We start from the raw sequence: 16,685 nt of genomic DNA, 5'->3' as shown, positions 1-16,685 counted from the left end.
AACATGACATCAATGGAAAAATTCCGAGACCTCCCCTTGGAGGAAGTGTTAGGCGATCGATTCGGTCGTTATAGTAAGTATATTATCCAAGATCGTGCACTGCCAGATGCACGTGATGGTTTGAAGCCGGTACAACGACGTATTCTTTTTGCAATGCACGTTGAAGGGAATACGCATGAAAAAGGATTCAGGAAGTCTGCGAAGACAGTCGGTAATGTAATCGGGAATTATCACCCGCATGGAGACTCTTCTGTATATGACGCAATGGTCCGTATGAGTCAGGATTGGAAGCTACGTAAGCTGTTAGTAGAAATGCACGGTAACAATGGTAGTATCGACGGAGATCCACCAGCCGCAATGCGTTATACAGAAGCTCGCCTGTCTTCCATTTCAGGTGAGCTTTTGCGTGATATTGAAAAAAGGACCGTAGATTTCATACCGAATTTTGACGACACATCCAGTGAACCAGTTGTCCTGCCAGCGATGTATCCGAACCTGCTTGTGAACGGATCAACTGGGATATCAGCAGGTTACGCGACAGAAATCCCTCCTCATCAGCTTGGGGAGGTCATCGATGCAGCCATCATGCGGATGGAAAACCCAGACAGTTCTGTCGATGAATTAATGACAGTTATTAAAGGTCCAGACTTTCCAACCGGAGGGATCATCCAAGGGGTGGAAGGCATCAAAAAAGCCTATGAAACGGGTAAAGGTAAAATCATTATCCGTGGGAAGGCTGCGGTTGAAGATGTTCGTGGAGGAAAGCAGCAAATCGTCATTACTGAGATTCCTTTCGAAGTGAACAAGGCCAACCTCGTGAAAAAGATGGACGAGCTTCGATTAGACAGGAAAGTGGAAGGCATTTCCGAAATACGTGATGAAACGGATCGTACAGGGCTTAGGATTGTTGTCGATTTAAAAAAGGAGGCAGATGCGGACGGCGTCTTGAATTTCCTTTATAAAAGTACAGACCTTCAAGTTCCATATAACTTCAATATGGTGGCAATCCATAAAAAACGTCCAACACTTATGGGTTTACGAGACCTTTTGGACGCCTATATCGATCATCGGAAGGAAGTTGTTACAAACCGCTCGAAATATGAATTGCAGAAAGCTCGTGACCGTGAACATATAGTCGAAGGCTTAATGAAGGCATTGTCCATCCTGGATGAAGTCATTGCAGCAATCCGTGCTTCTAATGACAAGCGTGATGCAAAGAACAACTTAATGGCTAAATTCGATTTCACCGAACCGCAATCGGAAGCCATCGTTTCGTTGCAATTATACAGATTGACGAATACAGACATTACAGCTCTTCAGGAAGAAGCGGAAGAACTGAAAAATAAAATCGCGGAACTACTTTCAATTCTTGAAAGCGAGAAAAAGCTTCTTGCAGTGATCAAGAATGAACTAAAAGGTGTTAAAAAACAATTCAATGACGTTCGACTTTCCAAAATCGAAGAGGAAATCGAAGAAATCAAAATCAACCTGGATGTTATGGTTGCAAGTGAGGACGTATGGGTCACTGTGACGAAAGAGGGCTATGTTAAGCGGACAAGCCTGAGATCCTTTGCTGCATCCGGAGGCCAAGACTACGGCATGAAGGATACTGACATGATTCGTTATCAATACGAAATGAACACAAAGGATGTTATCCTACTCTTTACGAACAAAGGGAATTATTTATATTGTCCTGTCCACCAGCTTCCAGACATCCGTTGGAAGGACATTGGACAACATATTGCTAATATTATCCCGATTGATCGAGACGAAACCATTTTGAAAGCGATTCCTATCCAAGACTTCGAACAACCGCATTTCTTATTATTTATTACGAAAAATGGAATGGTGAAGAAATCAGAACTTGCTTTATATAAGGCGCAGCGATATTCTAAGCCACTTGTTGCAATCAATTTAAAGGATGAGGATGAACTTATTGAAGTCCATGTTACGGATGGAAATAAGGAAATCTTCTTAGCTAGTAGATTAGGATATGGATTATGGTTTAAAGAAGAGGAAATTACCCCTATTGGCGCACGTGCAGCCGGTGTCAAAGGGATGAACCTTAAAGAGGACGATTATGTAGTAAGCGGAAAAATAATCGAAGATGAAAGGCAATCTCTAGTAGTAGCTACTCAACGCGGAGCGATTAAGAGAGTAAAACTATCAGAGTTTGAGAAAACAACCCGTGCAAAACGAGGTGTCCTCATGCTTCGAGAATTAAAAAATAATCCTCATAGAATTGCTGGAGTAGAGATTGTGGATCAAACTGATGTCATTACTGTCATGACAGAAAAGGGACAATCAACAGAACTTCCAATGACTGAACTTAAATTCAGTGACCGGTATTCAAATGGATCCTTCATTTTTGACGAAAGTGAATCAGGTCCAATCATCCTTGTATCCAAGGCTTTTTCCAAAACTGAACAAACTGATTCATAGAAAAAAGGGTGGCTCTTTTAAAAGGGGTCACCCTTTTTAATTTATATGGTGGAGACTTGGATTGTAAATCATATCTTGAAAGTTTCCAGGGTTGGTCTATAGATATTTACTTTTTATTCAAAACTCGTTATCAAAGGAACATAATTTCTGTTGTTAACTTCTAAGCTGAATATTCAAAACCCCACTTACAAAATATAAAATGAGCACACTATATTACATAAGGAGGAATGTTATGAACTGGATGTATAGAGCATTTATTTTCTTAACCCTTATCAGCTTAATAGGTTGTACGGGAAACCAATATGGTAATGATCAAATGCAAAACAATACGAATAATCAAGGGTATCGGCAGGTTAAGGACAAGAATAATGATATCAACAAAATCAATCTTACTAATACAACAACTAACCAAACTAATAATCCTAGTAAGACGAATGAGGTTGCCCGAGGAGACAATGGTTTATCAGAAGAATATCATGGACATATTTCTAATCGTCCAGAAGCTACACAAAAGAAAAAACAAAAACCACCTGCAGCCGACAATCGATTTATTCAAGTGCAATTACTAGGAATTAATGATTTACACGGTCAGTTAAATGTTACGCGTAAAGTAGCAGGAAAATCAGCAGGTCGAGTAGATGTGTTAGCAGCCTATTTAAAACAAAGGGAATCAGAAAATAAAAATACCCTTCATGTACAAGTAGGAGATATGGTTGGGGCAAGCCCACCTGTTTCCGCACTTATGCAGGATGAACCCACGATAGAGATTTTGAACAAATTAGGTTTTGATATCGGAACAGTTGGTAACCATGAATTTGATGAAGGAGTAAACGAACTTCTTCGACTGATAAACGGGGGGACGCATGAGAAAACGGGTAATTTTGCTGGATCTAATTTTCCATGGGTTGTCGCGAATGTAATAAATGAAAAAACGGGAGAAACGCTCTTACCGCCTTATAAGATTATGAAAGTAAATGGTATGCCAATCGGTTTTATTGGTGTTGTGACAACTGAAACACCGACAGTCGTTGTGGCTAGTGGCATTGCAGGATATAAGTTTACCGATGAAGTGGAAGCAATTAATCGAAATGTAGCAGAATTAAAAAAACAAGGTGTAAAATCAATCGTTGTGCTTTCACATAATCCAGGTAGCTCCGGGGTAAATGGAGAAAATCCAACAGGAGACTTAGTGAGACTAGCAAATAATGTAGACGAAGAAGTCGATATTATCTATGGTGCACATAACCATGCCCATATGAATGCAACCATTAACAATAAACTAGTGGTTCAATCTTATTCCTATGGAACGGCTTTCTCTGATGTTGATATTGAAATTGATCCGAAAACAAAAGATATCGTTTCAAAAAGGGCAGAAATCATAACAACCTTTCAAGAAGGAATTGAACCCGATTCTGAAATAAAACAAATGCTCGAAAATTACGAGAAGAAAGTAGAACCGATTGTAAACCGTGTAATAGCAACTACATCTGTGAACCTACCTGCCATGCAGAACGCCAATGGGGAATCGCTACTAGGTGATTTAATTGCCGATGCTCAAAGAAGTACGATGAAAACAGATATTGCTTTTATGAACCCTGGTGGTATACGTGCAGATATAGATGCAGGGGAAATTACGTGGGGTGAAGTATACACAGTTCAACCATTTAATAATGATCTGACAAAAGTAACCATGACGGGTCAGCAAATTCGTGATCTCCTCAACCAGCAGTGGGGGACATCCAAAACGACAATGCTTCAAATTTCTGGTTTTAAATATACTTGGGATGCAAACCTTCCAGTTGGACAAAAGGTTGTAAACATCATACTTTCAGATGGGTCAACAATGGACCCTAATAAAACGTATACTGTAACAGCAAATGCCTTCCTTTCTGGAGGTGGTGACGGATTTACTGTCTTTACCAAAGCACAAAATAAAGAAGTTGGTCCAGTTGATTTGGATGCTCTATTGAATTTCATTCAAGCCTTACCACAGCCTATTACCTATACTATTGATAACAGAGTGCAAAAACTTCAATATTAGGAATAGATTACAAATAAACAGTAAAGGGACGTTTCTTCTGCTTCCATACAAAAAAGAAGCAAGAGAACCGTCCCTTTATTGCCTTATCGAAATATCCATTTGTTTTCTCAGATATCGACAACTTATACCTTATTCCATGAACTCGGGAGGGAACGTCAACCAAAAGATCCTAATTTTATCTAACAGAAAAGACCTTTTATCCTTCACTCTACCCTGGTTATCCAACACTTTCGTATCTTTTATCCTTCATTTTTTAAAATATATCCTTCACTTTTTAGAAAAATCGATTTTTTATCCATCTTATTTCTTGTATTTCCACGTCTGGAGTGGAATATCCATTTGTTATTACAAATACCAATCACTTATTCTTTATTCCATGGCTCAGCAGGCCCTGTGGTTCAGACACCAACCAAGCCTCATTTTAATGGGTATAACTAACTACCTTACATCCATAAAATGCTTTAATATACAATGGAACCACGAAGGATAATTCCTGTAATTTTGGAAACATTAAACACAGCGAAAAATACACAATATTCACTAAGAAAGAAGGTCTGGAATTGAGAGTGAAGAAGTTAGTCCTATCTATAATCACATTTGGAATCTTATTTGCACTTCCAGCACTTGAAACGTCCGCAGCGCAAGTTAAACCTAAAACTATAGTATCAACAAAAGAAAATGTAACCTGTGATGGCAAGAAGGACACTCTTTCATTAATCGGTATTCCATATGACGAGACTGCAAATTTTTTGAAAGAAATCTATTTAAGAGTCCAGTTTAGCGAAGGTGGCGAAAAAACATTACAGGTAGGTAGCGGATATGAACCAACAGTCCAATTCGCAGACTTGAATCACGATGGTTGTAAGGATGTTTTTGTTTCTATACAGACTGGTGGTAGTGGAGGTATTGTAGAGAATGAATTGTACTCGTTTAAAGACCGGAAGTTTGTTGATTTATCGGTTCCACTACCAGTACAAGTAGAAGCATATTTTATAGATGGCTACAAGGCGAGAATCAAGCTTCCAAATAACAAAAGTTATACAATCGATTTATCCGGCAGAAAAGAAGATTACGATCGGATGGGGCTATATAAGGACGGGAAATTAAGTGAGCCTACCGAGCTCATGATAGATCCTTATTCAAGTATGAAAATTACAAGGACACTATCAGGCTTAGGGTTAAATGGGATACAGCGGGTAAGCGGGGCGTATCATGCAGACGGAATCGGGGATATTGAATCACTTTGGTTTTATGCAAATGGCAAGTGGGTGCTAGAAAAAGTGAAGTTCCGAGAACTTAAATCACGTAAATAAATGCACGATTAACCAAAAATAGGCGAACATCATAGGATATGGCAAGGGAAACTTTCATTAGAAAGAAGTCGCTTGCCATTTCTATGTACACTACCAATCCATATATCCTGATTTCAAGAAAACAACATTCGTAGGTACTCCACGGCAGTTCCTAATTAAAAAGAATTAATTACTTAGCTACCTAGAAACAACTGTTATAGGGCTATCTGGGTAGCATATAAAATTTTTGAAAGCGATTCCACATAAGAAATTGACAATTTTAAATTGTCTGTTAAAATCAAATCAGGATAAGTAACCTTTTCAATATGTAGAACGAATGGAGGAATATTGCTACGGAACTTAAGGATAAAATCATTGAAACCGCACTGCGTCTATTTGAACAGCATGGATATCACGGAGTATCTGTCCATCAGATAGTTCAGGAAAGTGGAACCTCTAAAGGAGGATTTTATCATCACTTCCAGTCAAAAGATGAACTCCTTTATGTCATTCATGATTACTTTATTTCATATGTATTAAATAAAGCTCAAGAAGCACTTGCAACCAGTCAAAGCCCCACAGAAAAACTTCAGAGTATTATACAGTCATTTGTAAAAGTGTTTCACCTCTATAAACCTCATATATCAGTTTTTTATCAAGAAAGCATGTATTTAAAGCCGCAATACATTCAAGTTATTAAAAAAAAGCGTGATCAATATAGGGATTTGCTTTTTCAAGTCATCGAAGAAGGTAGAGAAAAAGGTGAATTTCGAACAGAACTACCAATTGAGATTACTGGCATGTCGATCCTGGGCATGGTGAACTGGACTTATAAATGGTACAGGGTAGATGGTGGAAAAACGATAGAAGAAATTGCCAATATCTTTACCGACATTGTTTTGCAGTCTATTTGGACCGAACATGCTAAAAACATCCAAGACTACCAAAAATACCGTTTAATAAATTCGACAACCCACTCTATTTAAAGCGTTTACAAATCATTATGTGCAGGACAGACCAACTAGTCGGTCTTGCGAAAACTAAGGGGGATTTAAGATGAATTTTGAATTGACGAAAGAACAACAAATGATTAAAGAAATGGTGGCAGATTTTGCTGAGAAAGAAATTAAGCCAATTGCAATTGAACTTGATAGAGATTCACGTTTTCCTGAAGAGGTATTTAAGCAAATGGGAGAGCTTGGCTTGCTAGGAATTCCGTTCCCAGAACAATACGGTGGATCTGGTGGGGACACCATTTCTTATGCGATTGCAGTTGAAGAAATTGGTAAAGCTTGTGGAGGTACTGGTCTTAGTTATGCTGCTGCAGTTTCCCTTGGAGCTTCACCAATTTACTACTTTGGTACAGAAGAACAAAAACAAAAGTTCCTTGTTCCATTAGCAAGTGGTAAAGCATTGGCTTCATTCGGTTTGACGGAACCAAATGCTGGATCTGATGCAGGCGGTACTCGAACTAGGGCTGTATTAGACGGTGATGAGTATGTAATCAATGGTGAGAAATGCTGGATTACCAATGCAGGCTATGCTGAGACGATTACAGTTACAGCGGTTACAGGGAAAGACGAAAGAGGTAAAAATATCATTTCCGCATTTTTAGTTCCAACTAATACACCAGGTCTAAAAATTACAAGTAACTATGACAAAATGGGTGTGCGTGCATCCAATACTTCTGAAATAATTTTGCAGGATGTTAGGGTACCGAAAGAGAATATTTTAGGAGACCCAGAGAAAGGGTTTAAGCAATTCCTTTACACACTTGATGGCGGTAGAATTTCGATTGCTGCATTGGCAGTAGGTTTGGCTCAAGCAGCTTTTGAAAGAGCACTCGCATATTCAAAAGAAAGAGTTCAGTTCGGCAAATCGATTTCAAACTTCCAGGCTATCCAGTTCAAACTAGCAGATATGGCAATGGAAATTGATTTGGCAAGAACAATGGTATATAAAGCAGCTTGGTTGAAGGATCAAGGTAAAAACTTTACGAAAGAATCAGCTTATGCAAAACTTTTCGCATCTGAAATGGCATTCCGCGCATGTAATCAGGCGATTCAAATTCATGGTGGTTATGGCTATATGAGAGAATACGAGGTTGAAAGATTCTTACGTGATGCGAAGTTGCTTGAAATTGGAGAGGGAACTTCTGAGGTTCAAAGATTGGTCATCGCAAGACAATTTGGTTGTTAACAGCTTCAACATGAATATAAACTCCCATCCTAGATTAATAGAGTACATTTAATAATGTTTCATTAAGCGAAAGGGATAAAGGATGATTCCTTATCCCTTCCGTTTTGATAAGTATAAAGGAGGAGCAATCATGTCCAGTTTGTTGAATATCACAGTTGGTAAATTACTTGAAGAAGTAGCTGACCGACAGCCAAATCATGAAGCAGTCGTCTATGCAGATCGCAATTTACGTTATACGTATGAAGAATTTGACAATGTTTGCAGGAAGGCTGCTAGAGGTTTTATGTCGCTAGGGATTGAAAAAGGCGATCATGTTGCTATTTGGGCGACTAATACACCTGAATGGCTCATCTCCCAGTTTTCAACGGGGAAAATGGGCGCAGTGCTAGTAACGGTAAATACTAACTATAGATCGGCAGAACTTCAATATTTGCTCCAACAATCGGACTCCTCCACATTGATATTAATGGAAACTTTCAAAGACCATTCTTATATCGATACACTGTATGAAATCATACCAGAGCTGAAGGATTCTCAACCTGGTAAATTAATGAGCAATAAGCTACCAAAACTTAAAAATGTTATTGTCCTTGGTGAGAATAGTTATCCTGGTACTTTTAGCTGGGATGATGTTATGACCTTGAGTGATGGAGTATCCGAGGAAGAATTGGATTTCAGAATGGAAGCTCTACATCCTGATGATGTAATCAATATGCAGTACACTTCGGGAACAACAGGATTTCCAAAGGGAGTAATGCTCACACATAGTAATATCGTTAACAATGGATATAATATCGCGAGCTGTATGAAGTTGACAGACCAAGATCGACTATGTATTCCAGTACCATTTTTCCATTGCTTCGGTTGCGTGCTTGGAACCATGGCGTGTGTTTCTGTGGGAGCTACCATGGTGCCGGTGCAAGAGTTTAATCCACGAACAGTCCTAAAAACGGTTCAGGATGAAAAATGTACAGGACTTCACGGGGTACCGACGATGTTCATCGCTGAATTGAATCTGGAGGATTTCCAGGAATATGATTTATCCCACTTAAGGACAGGCATTATGGCTGGTTCAAATTGTCCGATTGAAGTCATGAAGGCGGTCGTTGAAAAGATGGGTGCAAAAGAAATCACCATTGCATACGGTCAGACTGAAGCTTCTCCAGTAATCACACAGACAAGAACGGACGATCCAATCGAGCTTAGAGTCTCATCTGTAGGGAAGGCATTGCCTAATGTAGAAGTGAAAATCGTTGAACCAGGTACGAACGAAGAAGTTCCTTATGGTACACAAGGTGAATTATGTACCCGTGGCTATCATGTCATGAAAGGGTATTATAATAATCCAGATGCAACGAGTGAAGCGATTGATGAAGAAGGTTGGTTACATACAGGAGATTTAGCGGTGATGGATGAAAACGGATATTGCAAAATAACTGGCCGCTTGAAAGATATGATTATTCGTGGCGGTGAAAATATTTATCCAAGAGAAATAGAAGAATTCTTATACCAACATCCTAAAGTGCTTGATGTCCAAGTGATAGGTGTTCCAGATTCTAAATATGGTGAAGAAGTCATGGCTTGGATCATCCTGAAAGAAGGTCAACAGGCTACGTTGGAAGAAATCAAAGAGTTTTGCGATGGAAAGATTTCTCGTCACAAAATCCCACGATACATTGAATTTACGAACGAATATCCAATGACGGCTAGTGGGAAAATTCAAAAATTCAAGCTACGTGAACAGTCCATGGAATTAATAAGCGCAAATTAAGGAGGATGTATCATCATGATTCAAAAATTATTAGTTGCCAATCGCGGTGAAATCGCTTCACGCGTCATTCGTACTTGTAAAAAACTAGGGATCATTTCTGTTGCTGTCTACTCTGAAGCAGATGCAGATGCACCTTTTGTGAGCCAAGCCGATGAAGCCTATTGCATTGGCGGTCCACGTGCACAAGATAGCTATTTACAGGCAGATAAAATTCTCTCTGTTGCCAAAGCTGCAAACTGTGATGCTGTCCATCCTGGATACGGATTCCTGAGTGAGAATACTACATTCGCCACGAAATGTAAGGAAGAGGGCATCATTTTCATTGGCCCTTCTCCAGATGTAGTAAACATGATGGGTAAAAAAATCGAAGCAAGAAAAACGATGGAGGCAGCAGGACTACCCTTAGTTCCAGGGATCTCAAGTGCCATTGCAGACGCGGATGAAGCAGCTATGCATGCAGAAAAAATGGGCTATCCAGTCATGCTAAAAGCTTCTTCAGGTGGCGGCGGCATTGGAATGCAAGCTGTCTACAATGAAGAGGAGCTACGCAAGGCATTCGACGGGAATAAAAAACGTGCGGAGATGTTTTTCGGGGACGGGGCGATGTTCATAGAAAAGTTGATTGAAAATCCTCGCCACATCGAGATTCAAATATTAGCAGATTCATATGGAAACACCCTTTATCTTTGGGAACGTGAATGTTCCATTCAAAGACGAAACCAAAAAGTGGTAGAAGAGGCGCCATCAGCATTCCTTGATGCGGAAACTCGAAAGAAAATGGGTGAAGCAGCAGTAAAGGCTTCAAAGGCAATTGGATATGAAAATGCAGGAACTATTGAATTTTTAGTGGATGAGCATAAGAACTTTTATTTCTTAGAGATGAATACTCGTCTTCAAGTGGAGCATCCAGTAACTGAAGAAATTACAGGCCTTGATTTAGTTGAGCAGCAAATTAAGGTTGCCAATGGGGAAAAGCTTGAACTTACACAAGAGCAGCTAAAGCTAGATGGACACGCGATCGAAGTACGGATTTATGCAGAAGATCCTGTTACATTCTATCCGTCTCCAGGTAAAATTTCTTCCCTTGAATTACCGGAGCATGCTCGACATGAGCTAGCGGTACATGGTAGTTCAACTGTCAGCCCATTCTACGATCCAATGATCGCTAAGATGATTGTTCATGGCACTACAAGGGACGAAGCGATCGCATTAATGGAAGAAGCATTATCAAATTACGTAGTAGAAGGAATCAAGACCAATATTCCAATGCTAAAAGAGGTCATCTCCCATGAGGCTTTTAGGGAAGCTGACACGACTACGGCATTTGTTAGCAAATATTATGCAAAATCAAAAAGTACAACTTAGGAGGCAAAACAAAATGACAGAAATCAAAGCAAGCATGGCAGGTAGTGTATGGAAAATTGTAGTTGCAGTAGGCGATAGTGTAGTAGATGGGCAGGATCTTATCATTTTAGAATCTATGAAAATGGAGATTCCAATTTTTGCTGAAGGTCCTGGGACTGTTACTGAATTGAAAGTGAATGAAGGCGATTTTGTGAATGAAGGCGATGTATTAGCTGTCATTGAATAAATCATAAGACAAGGAGGTACTAACATGGGGAAGTCGAAAAAAATCATCGTCAAGGAAGTTGGTCCTCGTGACGGTCTGCAAAATGAAAAAGCCATGATTGAAACAGAGGATAAAATTTCATGGATTGATTCTTTATCCAAAACGGGTCTTTCCTATATTGAAGTTACCTCCTTTGTCCACCCAAAATGGATTCCTCAACTTGCAGATGCTTTGCAGGTTGCAAAAGGAATCCAAAAGGAAGAACAGATAACGTATGCAGCCCTTGTGCCCAATATGAAAGGACTAGAGTCTGCATTAACAACAAATCTTGATGAACTTTCTGTTTTTATGTCCGCTAGTGAGACTCATAATCTAAAAAACATTAATAAATCTATTAATGATACTTTTCCTGTGTTGAATGAAGTAGTCAAAGAGATTTTACAAAATGGAAAAACGGCCCGAGGCTATGTTTCTACAGTCTTTGGCTGCCCGTATGAAGGAAAAGTAAGTATTGATTCTGTCATTTCTGTCTGTGACACCCTTTTTGAACAGGGAATTCAAGAAATTTCACTTGGAGATACAATCGGCGTAGCAAACCCAAGACAGGTGGAAGAAGTGTTGTCCATTTTATTAAAAAGGTATGACGCTTCTCGTCTAGCCCTCCATTTCCATGATACGAGAGGGATGGCATTAGCCAATATTGTGAAATCCATCGATATGGGGATCACCATTTTTGATGCATCACTTGGAGGGCTGGGTGGTTGTCCGTATGCACCTGGTGCTTCAGGTAATGTTGCCACCGACGACCTTGTCCATATGCTCCATGAAATGGGGTATGAGACGGGAATTCAAGAACCTAAGCTTTTAGAAAGCGGGATGCTGATTCAATCAAAGCTACCTTCCCCACTAAGTAGCCATACGATGCATGTACATAGTTCAAATTGCAATTAAACAGTAGTCTAAGCAACAGGGAGGTTCAAGATGTCCAGTTGTATAAAGCATGAAACGGATGAACTTGGGATTGTTACAATAACTCTAAATCGACCAGAAGCAGCCAATGCACTATCCCGCCATTTATTAATGGAGCTTAAAGAGCTGCTGCATGGGCTTTCCTTTGAAACGTCCATTCGATGCATCGTCATCACTGGTGAGGGTGAGAAAGCCTTCTGTGCAGGAGCTGATTTAAGAGAGAGAGCGACCATGAATGTTACGGAAGTCAAACAGACAGTAGCACTCATCGGTGAATGCATATCCTCAATTGAAAAATTACCTCATCCAGTCATCGCATCGATTAATGGTGCGGCCTTTGGTGGAGGATTGGAACTTGCTCTGGCGTGTGACATTCGGATTGCGGGCGAGGGTGCAAAGATGGGATTAACAGAAACTTCGCTTGGAATCATTCCAGGTGCAGGAGGAACTCAACGATTACCGCGACTCATTGGAATCCCGAAAGCAAAAGAGCTAATTTATACCGCTAAAAGAATATCTGCTATAGAGGCTGAGAATTTGGGACTTGTAAACCATGCTGTTCCTGACGAAGAACTGTCCTCTGAAACTAGAAGATTAGCTATGGAGATTGCCAAAAATGCTCCGATCGCTTTACAGCAAGCCAAAAAAGCGATCAATCAAGGTATGCAAACGGACCTTACAACAGGTATAAAGATTGAAGAACTATGCTATGGAGTTACGATTCCAACAAAAGATCGACTAGAAGGACTTCAAGCATTTAAAGAAAAGCGGCAGCCTGTTTATAAAGGCGAATAATGGGAAGGAGATTATCAAGCTATGACAATACAAGAACAGCTTCTTCAACGAGTAGAAAAAATTAAACAGGGTGGGGCAAGTAAATACCACGAGAAAAATGCAGAAAAAGGGAAATTGTTCGTTCGTGAACGCTTGGAATTATTATTTGATGAAGGTGTCCAAGTGGAAGATGCGTTTTTTGCTAATTGCATGAATGATGGCCTACCTGCTGATGGTGTTGTAACGGGAATCGGTAGAATTAATGGTCAGACGGTATGTGTAATGGCGAATGACTCAACGGTTAAAGCAGGCTCTTGGGGAGCAAGAACGGTTGAAAAAATCATCCGTATCCAAGAAACGGCAGAAAAATTAAACGTTCCAATGCTGTATTTAGTAGACTCTGCTGGGGCTCGAATTACCGATCAAATCGAGATGTTCCCAGGACGTCGTGGTGCGGGACGAATCTTTTACAATCAAGTGAAGCTTTCCGGACGTGTCCCACAAGTTTGTTTACTATTCGGTCCATCTGCAGCAGGTGGAGCTTATATCCCTGCCTTCTGTGACATCGTAGTCATGGTGGATGGCAATGCTTCCATGTACCTTGGATCCCCTCGTATGGCTGAAATGGTCATTGGGGAAAAAGTAACGGAAGAAGAAATGGGTGGAGCAAAAATGCACTGTTCCGTTTCTGGTTGTGGAGATGTCCTGGTAAAATCTGAGGAAGAAGCGATTTCCTTTGCACGCAAGTACCTTTCGTACTTCCCAGCAAATTATGGCGAAAGAGCTCCTGTTGCTCCTTCAAGAGACATCAAATCATTTGAAAAATCATTAGAAGAAATTATTCCTCAAAATCAAAATGCTCCTTTCAATATGCATGACTTAATTGAAAGAATCATTGATGAAGACAGCTTCTGTGAAATCAAAAAGCTATTCGCTCCGGAGTTGATCACAGGATTAGCGAGAATGGAAGGAAAGCCAATCGGAATCATCGCCAACCAACCACGTGTCAAGGGAGGGGTATTATTCCATGATTCTGCGGATAAAGCGGCTAAATTTATTTCGCTTTGTGATGCCTTCAACATCCCTTTACTGTTCCTAGCTGACATCCCTGGGTTCATGATTGGGACAAAGGTAGAGCAAGCAGGGATTATCCGCCATGGAGCAAAAATGATTTCTGCCATGAGTGAAGCAACAGTACCAAAAATTTCTGTGGTAGTTAGAAAAGCATATGGGGCAGGATTATACGCGATGGCTGGCCCTGCATTCGAACCAGATTGCTGCTTAGCATTACCAACTGCATCCATTGCAGTTATGGGTCCAGAGGCAGCGGTAAATGCAGTATACGCGAACAAAATAAAGGAACTTCCAGTGGAAGAAAGAAATGATTTCATTCAATTGAAGCGTGAAGAATATAGACAAGATATTGATATTTACCGTCTTGCATCTGAAATGATTGTCGATGGCATTGTCCAACCAAATGACCTTCGAAAAGAATTACTGCAAAGATTGGATGCTTATAGTACCAAGCAACAGATTTTCACTCATCGTAAACATCCAGTAAATCCAGTTTAATAAAGATTCAGAGCAGCCGATTCTAAGGGTCGGCTGTTTTCCCTTTTCTTAGCTGAATTTAAATTGAACATCATTACTAACTAATCGTTCATGTGATATAGTAAGAAAAATAAATTTATTAATAAGGAGTTCAATCATTATGAATAAGGTTACACCGTTCTTAATGTTCCAAGAAGGAAATGCAGAGGAAGCAATGAATTATTACATTGATTTGATTGAGGATTCAGCCATCATAGATATTTCAAGATATGGTCCGAATCAACCTGGTCCTGAAGGTAGTGTGATGCATGCAACCTTCTCATTAAAAGGACAGGAGTTTATGTGCATTGATAGTTATGTAAAGCATGCATTCACATTTACACCTTCTTTTTCCATATTCCTCACATGTGATACTGAAGAAGAAATAGACCGCCTTTATGAGAAATTAAACGACGGTGGTAAGGTTCTTATGCCTTTAGGTGATTATTCTTTTAGCAAAAAATTTGGTTGGGTTGTCGATAAGTTTGGGATATCATGGCAACTTTCTCTACCACTTGAATTTTAAGGCTCTATTCTAAAAGATTGTTGTTTTAGGTGAGACCCCACATGCGTAAAGCGGCGAGGATGCTCACCGCCAGCCACGCGGAAAGCGAGCATCCTAGTGAAGAAATCATCCACTCGCATTAGCAACAATGTTTACGAAACAGCCAATTTTAAAGTAGTCCGAATGATATTTCGGAATCATTTATTCTGGCTTGGAGGTTATTATGGATATTAGAATATTAACAGAGAACGATGCGGAAAAGTACCGTGTGATCCGGTTGCAATGTTTAAAAGATGCTCCTGAAGCTTTTGGTTCCAGCTATGAAGAAGAAAAGGATAAATCTCTGGATTCTTTTAAAAGTAGATTGCAATCAGACTACTCGTTGACATTCGGAGCCTTCGATGGTAGTGAATTAGTAGGGGTAGTGACACTTGTAAAAGAAACTAGATTGAAATTAAAGCATCGTGCCAACATATATGCTATGTATGTTTCTCCTGAATTTAGGGGGACAGGAATGGGAAAAAAATTGATTTCAGCAGCCCTTAACAAAGCAAAGGAATGGACTGACGTCGAACAGATCAATTTAACAGTGGTCTCAACCAATGAATCTGCTAAAAGATTATATCAATCTTTTGGGTTTGAAGTATTTGGTGAAGAGAAAAGAGCTCTGAAACTTGATGATCGATACTTAGATGAACAACACATGGTCTTATTCCTGAAATAGAAAGGGGTTCACGATGGGTAAGAAAATCGCATTGTCTTGGAGTGGCGGTAAAGATGCATGTATGTCCCTTCATATGTTAAAGGAAGCTGGACATGATATCGTATGTTTGTTTACTACACTGCCTGCTGATATCGACCGGACATTTGGTCATGGAGAGAAAAAAGAAGCTATTGAAGCCCAAAGTGAAGCATTAGGAATTCCTATACATTGGATCCCTTGTTCTTTTTCTACATATACACACGATTATAAAAAAGAAGTGACAGAAGCTAAATCAAAATACCATTTCGAAGCCATTGCATTCGGAGATTTATATCTTTCAGAGCATAGGGAATGGGGAGAAGATGTAGCGAATCAAGTCGGAATCGAGGCATTGTATCCTTTGTGGATGAAACAAAGCATGTCCCTTTCTGCATTGGACCGGTTCATTAAATCTGGCTACAAAGCAAAAGTCATACGAGTCTCAGATGAAAAAATGGATCGTTCCTGGTTAGGAAGAGAAATAGATGCAGATTTTTTTGACGATATTCAGCAGTTGCCAATTTGTCCGATGGGAGAGGGTGGAGAATACCATACCTATGTGTATGATGGACCTCTCTTTCAGACTCCAATTGGTGTTATTAATGGAGAGACCTTAAAACTTGAAACCACACACCGCCTTGAAATAGAGGTTACTAAATAAATAGAGGAAGATCCATTCTATGGATCTTCCTTCAGATTGTCGACAAAAGGCATTCCGAATGACCCCATTCGGATGCCTTTTGTCATTTTCATGTAGTTTTCTTTAATTTAGACCTTCCTTAGCTCTATT

At 39.8% G+C, this 16,685-nt stretch carries 14 protein-coding genes; all 14 read left to right on the top strand.

From position 1 onward, the window contains the following. The first annotated feature begins 3 nt into the window (after positions 1–3). The 14 genes from parC (at position 4) to G3O09_RS19940 (ending at position 16,556) form a co-directional block, all read left to right on the top strand. On the top strand, positions 4–2,442 hold the full coding sequence (gene parC, locus G3O09_RS20005) for a DNA topoisomerase IV subunit A (RefSeq protein WP_163103212.1): 2,439 nt from the start codon (positions 4–6) through the stop codon (positions 2,440–2,442). A gap of 232 nt (positions 2,443–2,674) precedes the next feature. Beyond that, positions 2,675–4,483, top strand: a complete 1,809-nt coding sequence (locus G3O09_RS20000; protein ID WP_240338505.1) for a bifunctional metallophosphatase/5'-nucleotidase — start codon at positions 2,675–2,677, stop codon at positions 4,481–4,483. Positions 4,484–5,043: 560 nt separating this feature from the next. Next, complete coding sequence (locus tag G3O09_RS19995) at positions 5,044–5,796, top strand: hypothetical protein (RefSeq protein ID WP_163103211.1); 753 nt, start codon at positions 5,044–5,046, stop codon at positions 5,794–5,796. Between the two features lie 326 nt (positions 5,797–6,122). Beyond that, a complete protein-coding gene (locus G3O09_RS19990; RefSeq protein WP_163103229.1) occupies positions 6,123–6,761 on the top strand; it encodes a TetR/AcrR family transcriptional regulator in 639 nt (212 codons plus the stop codon). A gap of 70 nt (positions 6,762–6,831) precedes the next feature. Continuing rightward, positions 6,832–7,974, top strand: a complete 1,143-nt coding sequence (locus G3O09_RS19985) for an acyl-CoA dehydrogenase (RefSeq protein WP_163103210.1) — start codon at positions 6,832–6,834, stop codon at positions 7,972–7,974. A gap of 82 nt (positions 7,975–8,056) precedes the next feature. Then, positions 8,057–9,745: an AMP-binding protein gene (locus tag G3O09_RS19980; protein WP_163103209.1), complete on the top strand. Its 1,689-nt coding sequence runs from the start codon at positions 8,057–8,059 to the stop codon at positions 9,743–9,745. A gap of 15 nt (positions 9,746–9,760) precedes the next feature. After that, a complete protein-coding gene (locus G3O09_RS19975) occupies positions 9,761–11,110 on the top strand; it encodes an acetyl-CoA carboxylase biotin carboxylase subunit (RefSeq protein WP_163103208.1) in 1,350 nt (449 codons plus the stop codon). Between the two features lie 13 nt (positions 11,111–11,123). Further along, on the top strand, positions 11,124–11,336 hold the full coding sequence (locus G3O09_RS19970) for an acetyl-CoA carboxylase biotin carboxyl carrier protein subunit (RefSeq protein WP_163103207.1): 213 nt from the start codon (positions 11,124–11,126) through the stop codon (positions 11,334–11,336). A 24-nt stretch (positions 11,337–11,360) separates the two neighbouring features. Next, on the top strand, positions 11,361–12,266 hold the full coding sequence (locus tag G3O09_RS19965; RefSeq protein WP_163103206.1) for a hydroxymethylglutaryl-CoA lyase: 906 nt from the start codon (positions 11,361–11,363) through the stop codon (positions 12,264–12,266). 30 nt (positions 12,267–12,296) lie between these two features. Beyond that, positions 12,297–13,079, top strand: coding sequence for an enoyl-CoA hydratase (locus tag G3O09_RS19960; protein WP_163103205.1), 783 nt, complete (start codon positions 12,297–12,299; stop codon positions 13,077–13,079). 21 nt (positions 13,080–13,100) lie between these two features. Further along, positions 13,101–14,630, top strand: a complete 1,530-nt coding sequence (locus G3O09_RS19955; RefSeq protein ID WP_163103204.1) for an acyl-CoA carboxylase subunit beta — start codon at positions 13,101–13,103, stop codon at positions 14,628–14,630. 139 nt (positions 14,631–14,769) lie between these two features. Continuing rightward, the gene (locus tag G3O09_RS19950) at positions 14,770–15,174 is read left to right on the top strand and encodes a VOC family protein (protein ID WP_163103203.1); all 405 of its coding nucleotides are present in this window, start codon (positions 14,770–14,772) and stop codon (positions 15,172–15,174) included. A gap of 202 nt (positions 15,175–15,376) precedes the next feature. Continuing rightward, a complete protein-coding gene (locus G3O09_RS19945) occupies positions 15,377–15,877 on the top strand; it encodes a GNAT family N-acetyltransferase (RefSeq protein ID WP_163103202.1) in 501 nt (166 codons plus the stop codon). 13 nt (positions 15,878–15,890) lie between these two features. After that, the gene (locus G3O09_RS19940; protein ID WP_163103201.1) at positions 15,891–16,556 is read left to right on the top strand and encodes a Dph6-related ATP pyrophosphatase; all 666 of its coding nucleotides are present in this window, start codon (positions 15,891–15,893) and stop codon (positions 16,554–16,556) included. Positions 16,557–16,685: the final 129 nt, after the last annotated feature.

It is taken from the genome of Peribacillus alkalitolerans (assembly GCF_010882125.1).
GTDB lineage: Bacteria > Bacillota > Bacilli > Bacillales > DSM-1321 > Bacillus_BN > Bacillus_BN alkalitolerans.
The sequence above is the reverse complement of the archived record's forward strand: the minus strand, read 5'-3'. Positions and strand labels throughout refer to the sequence as shown.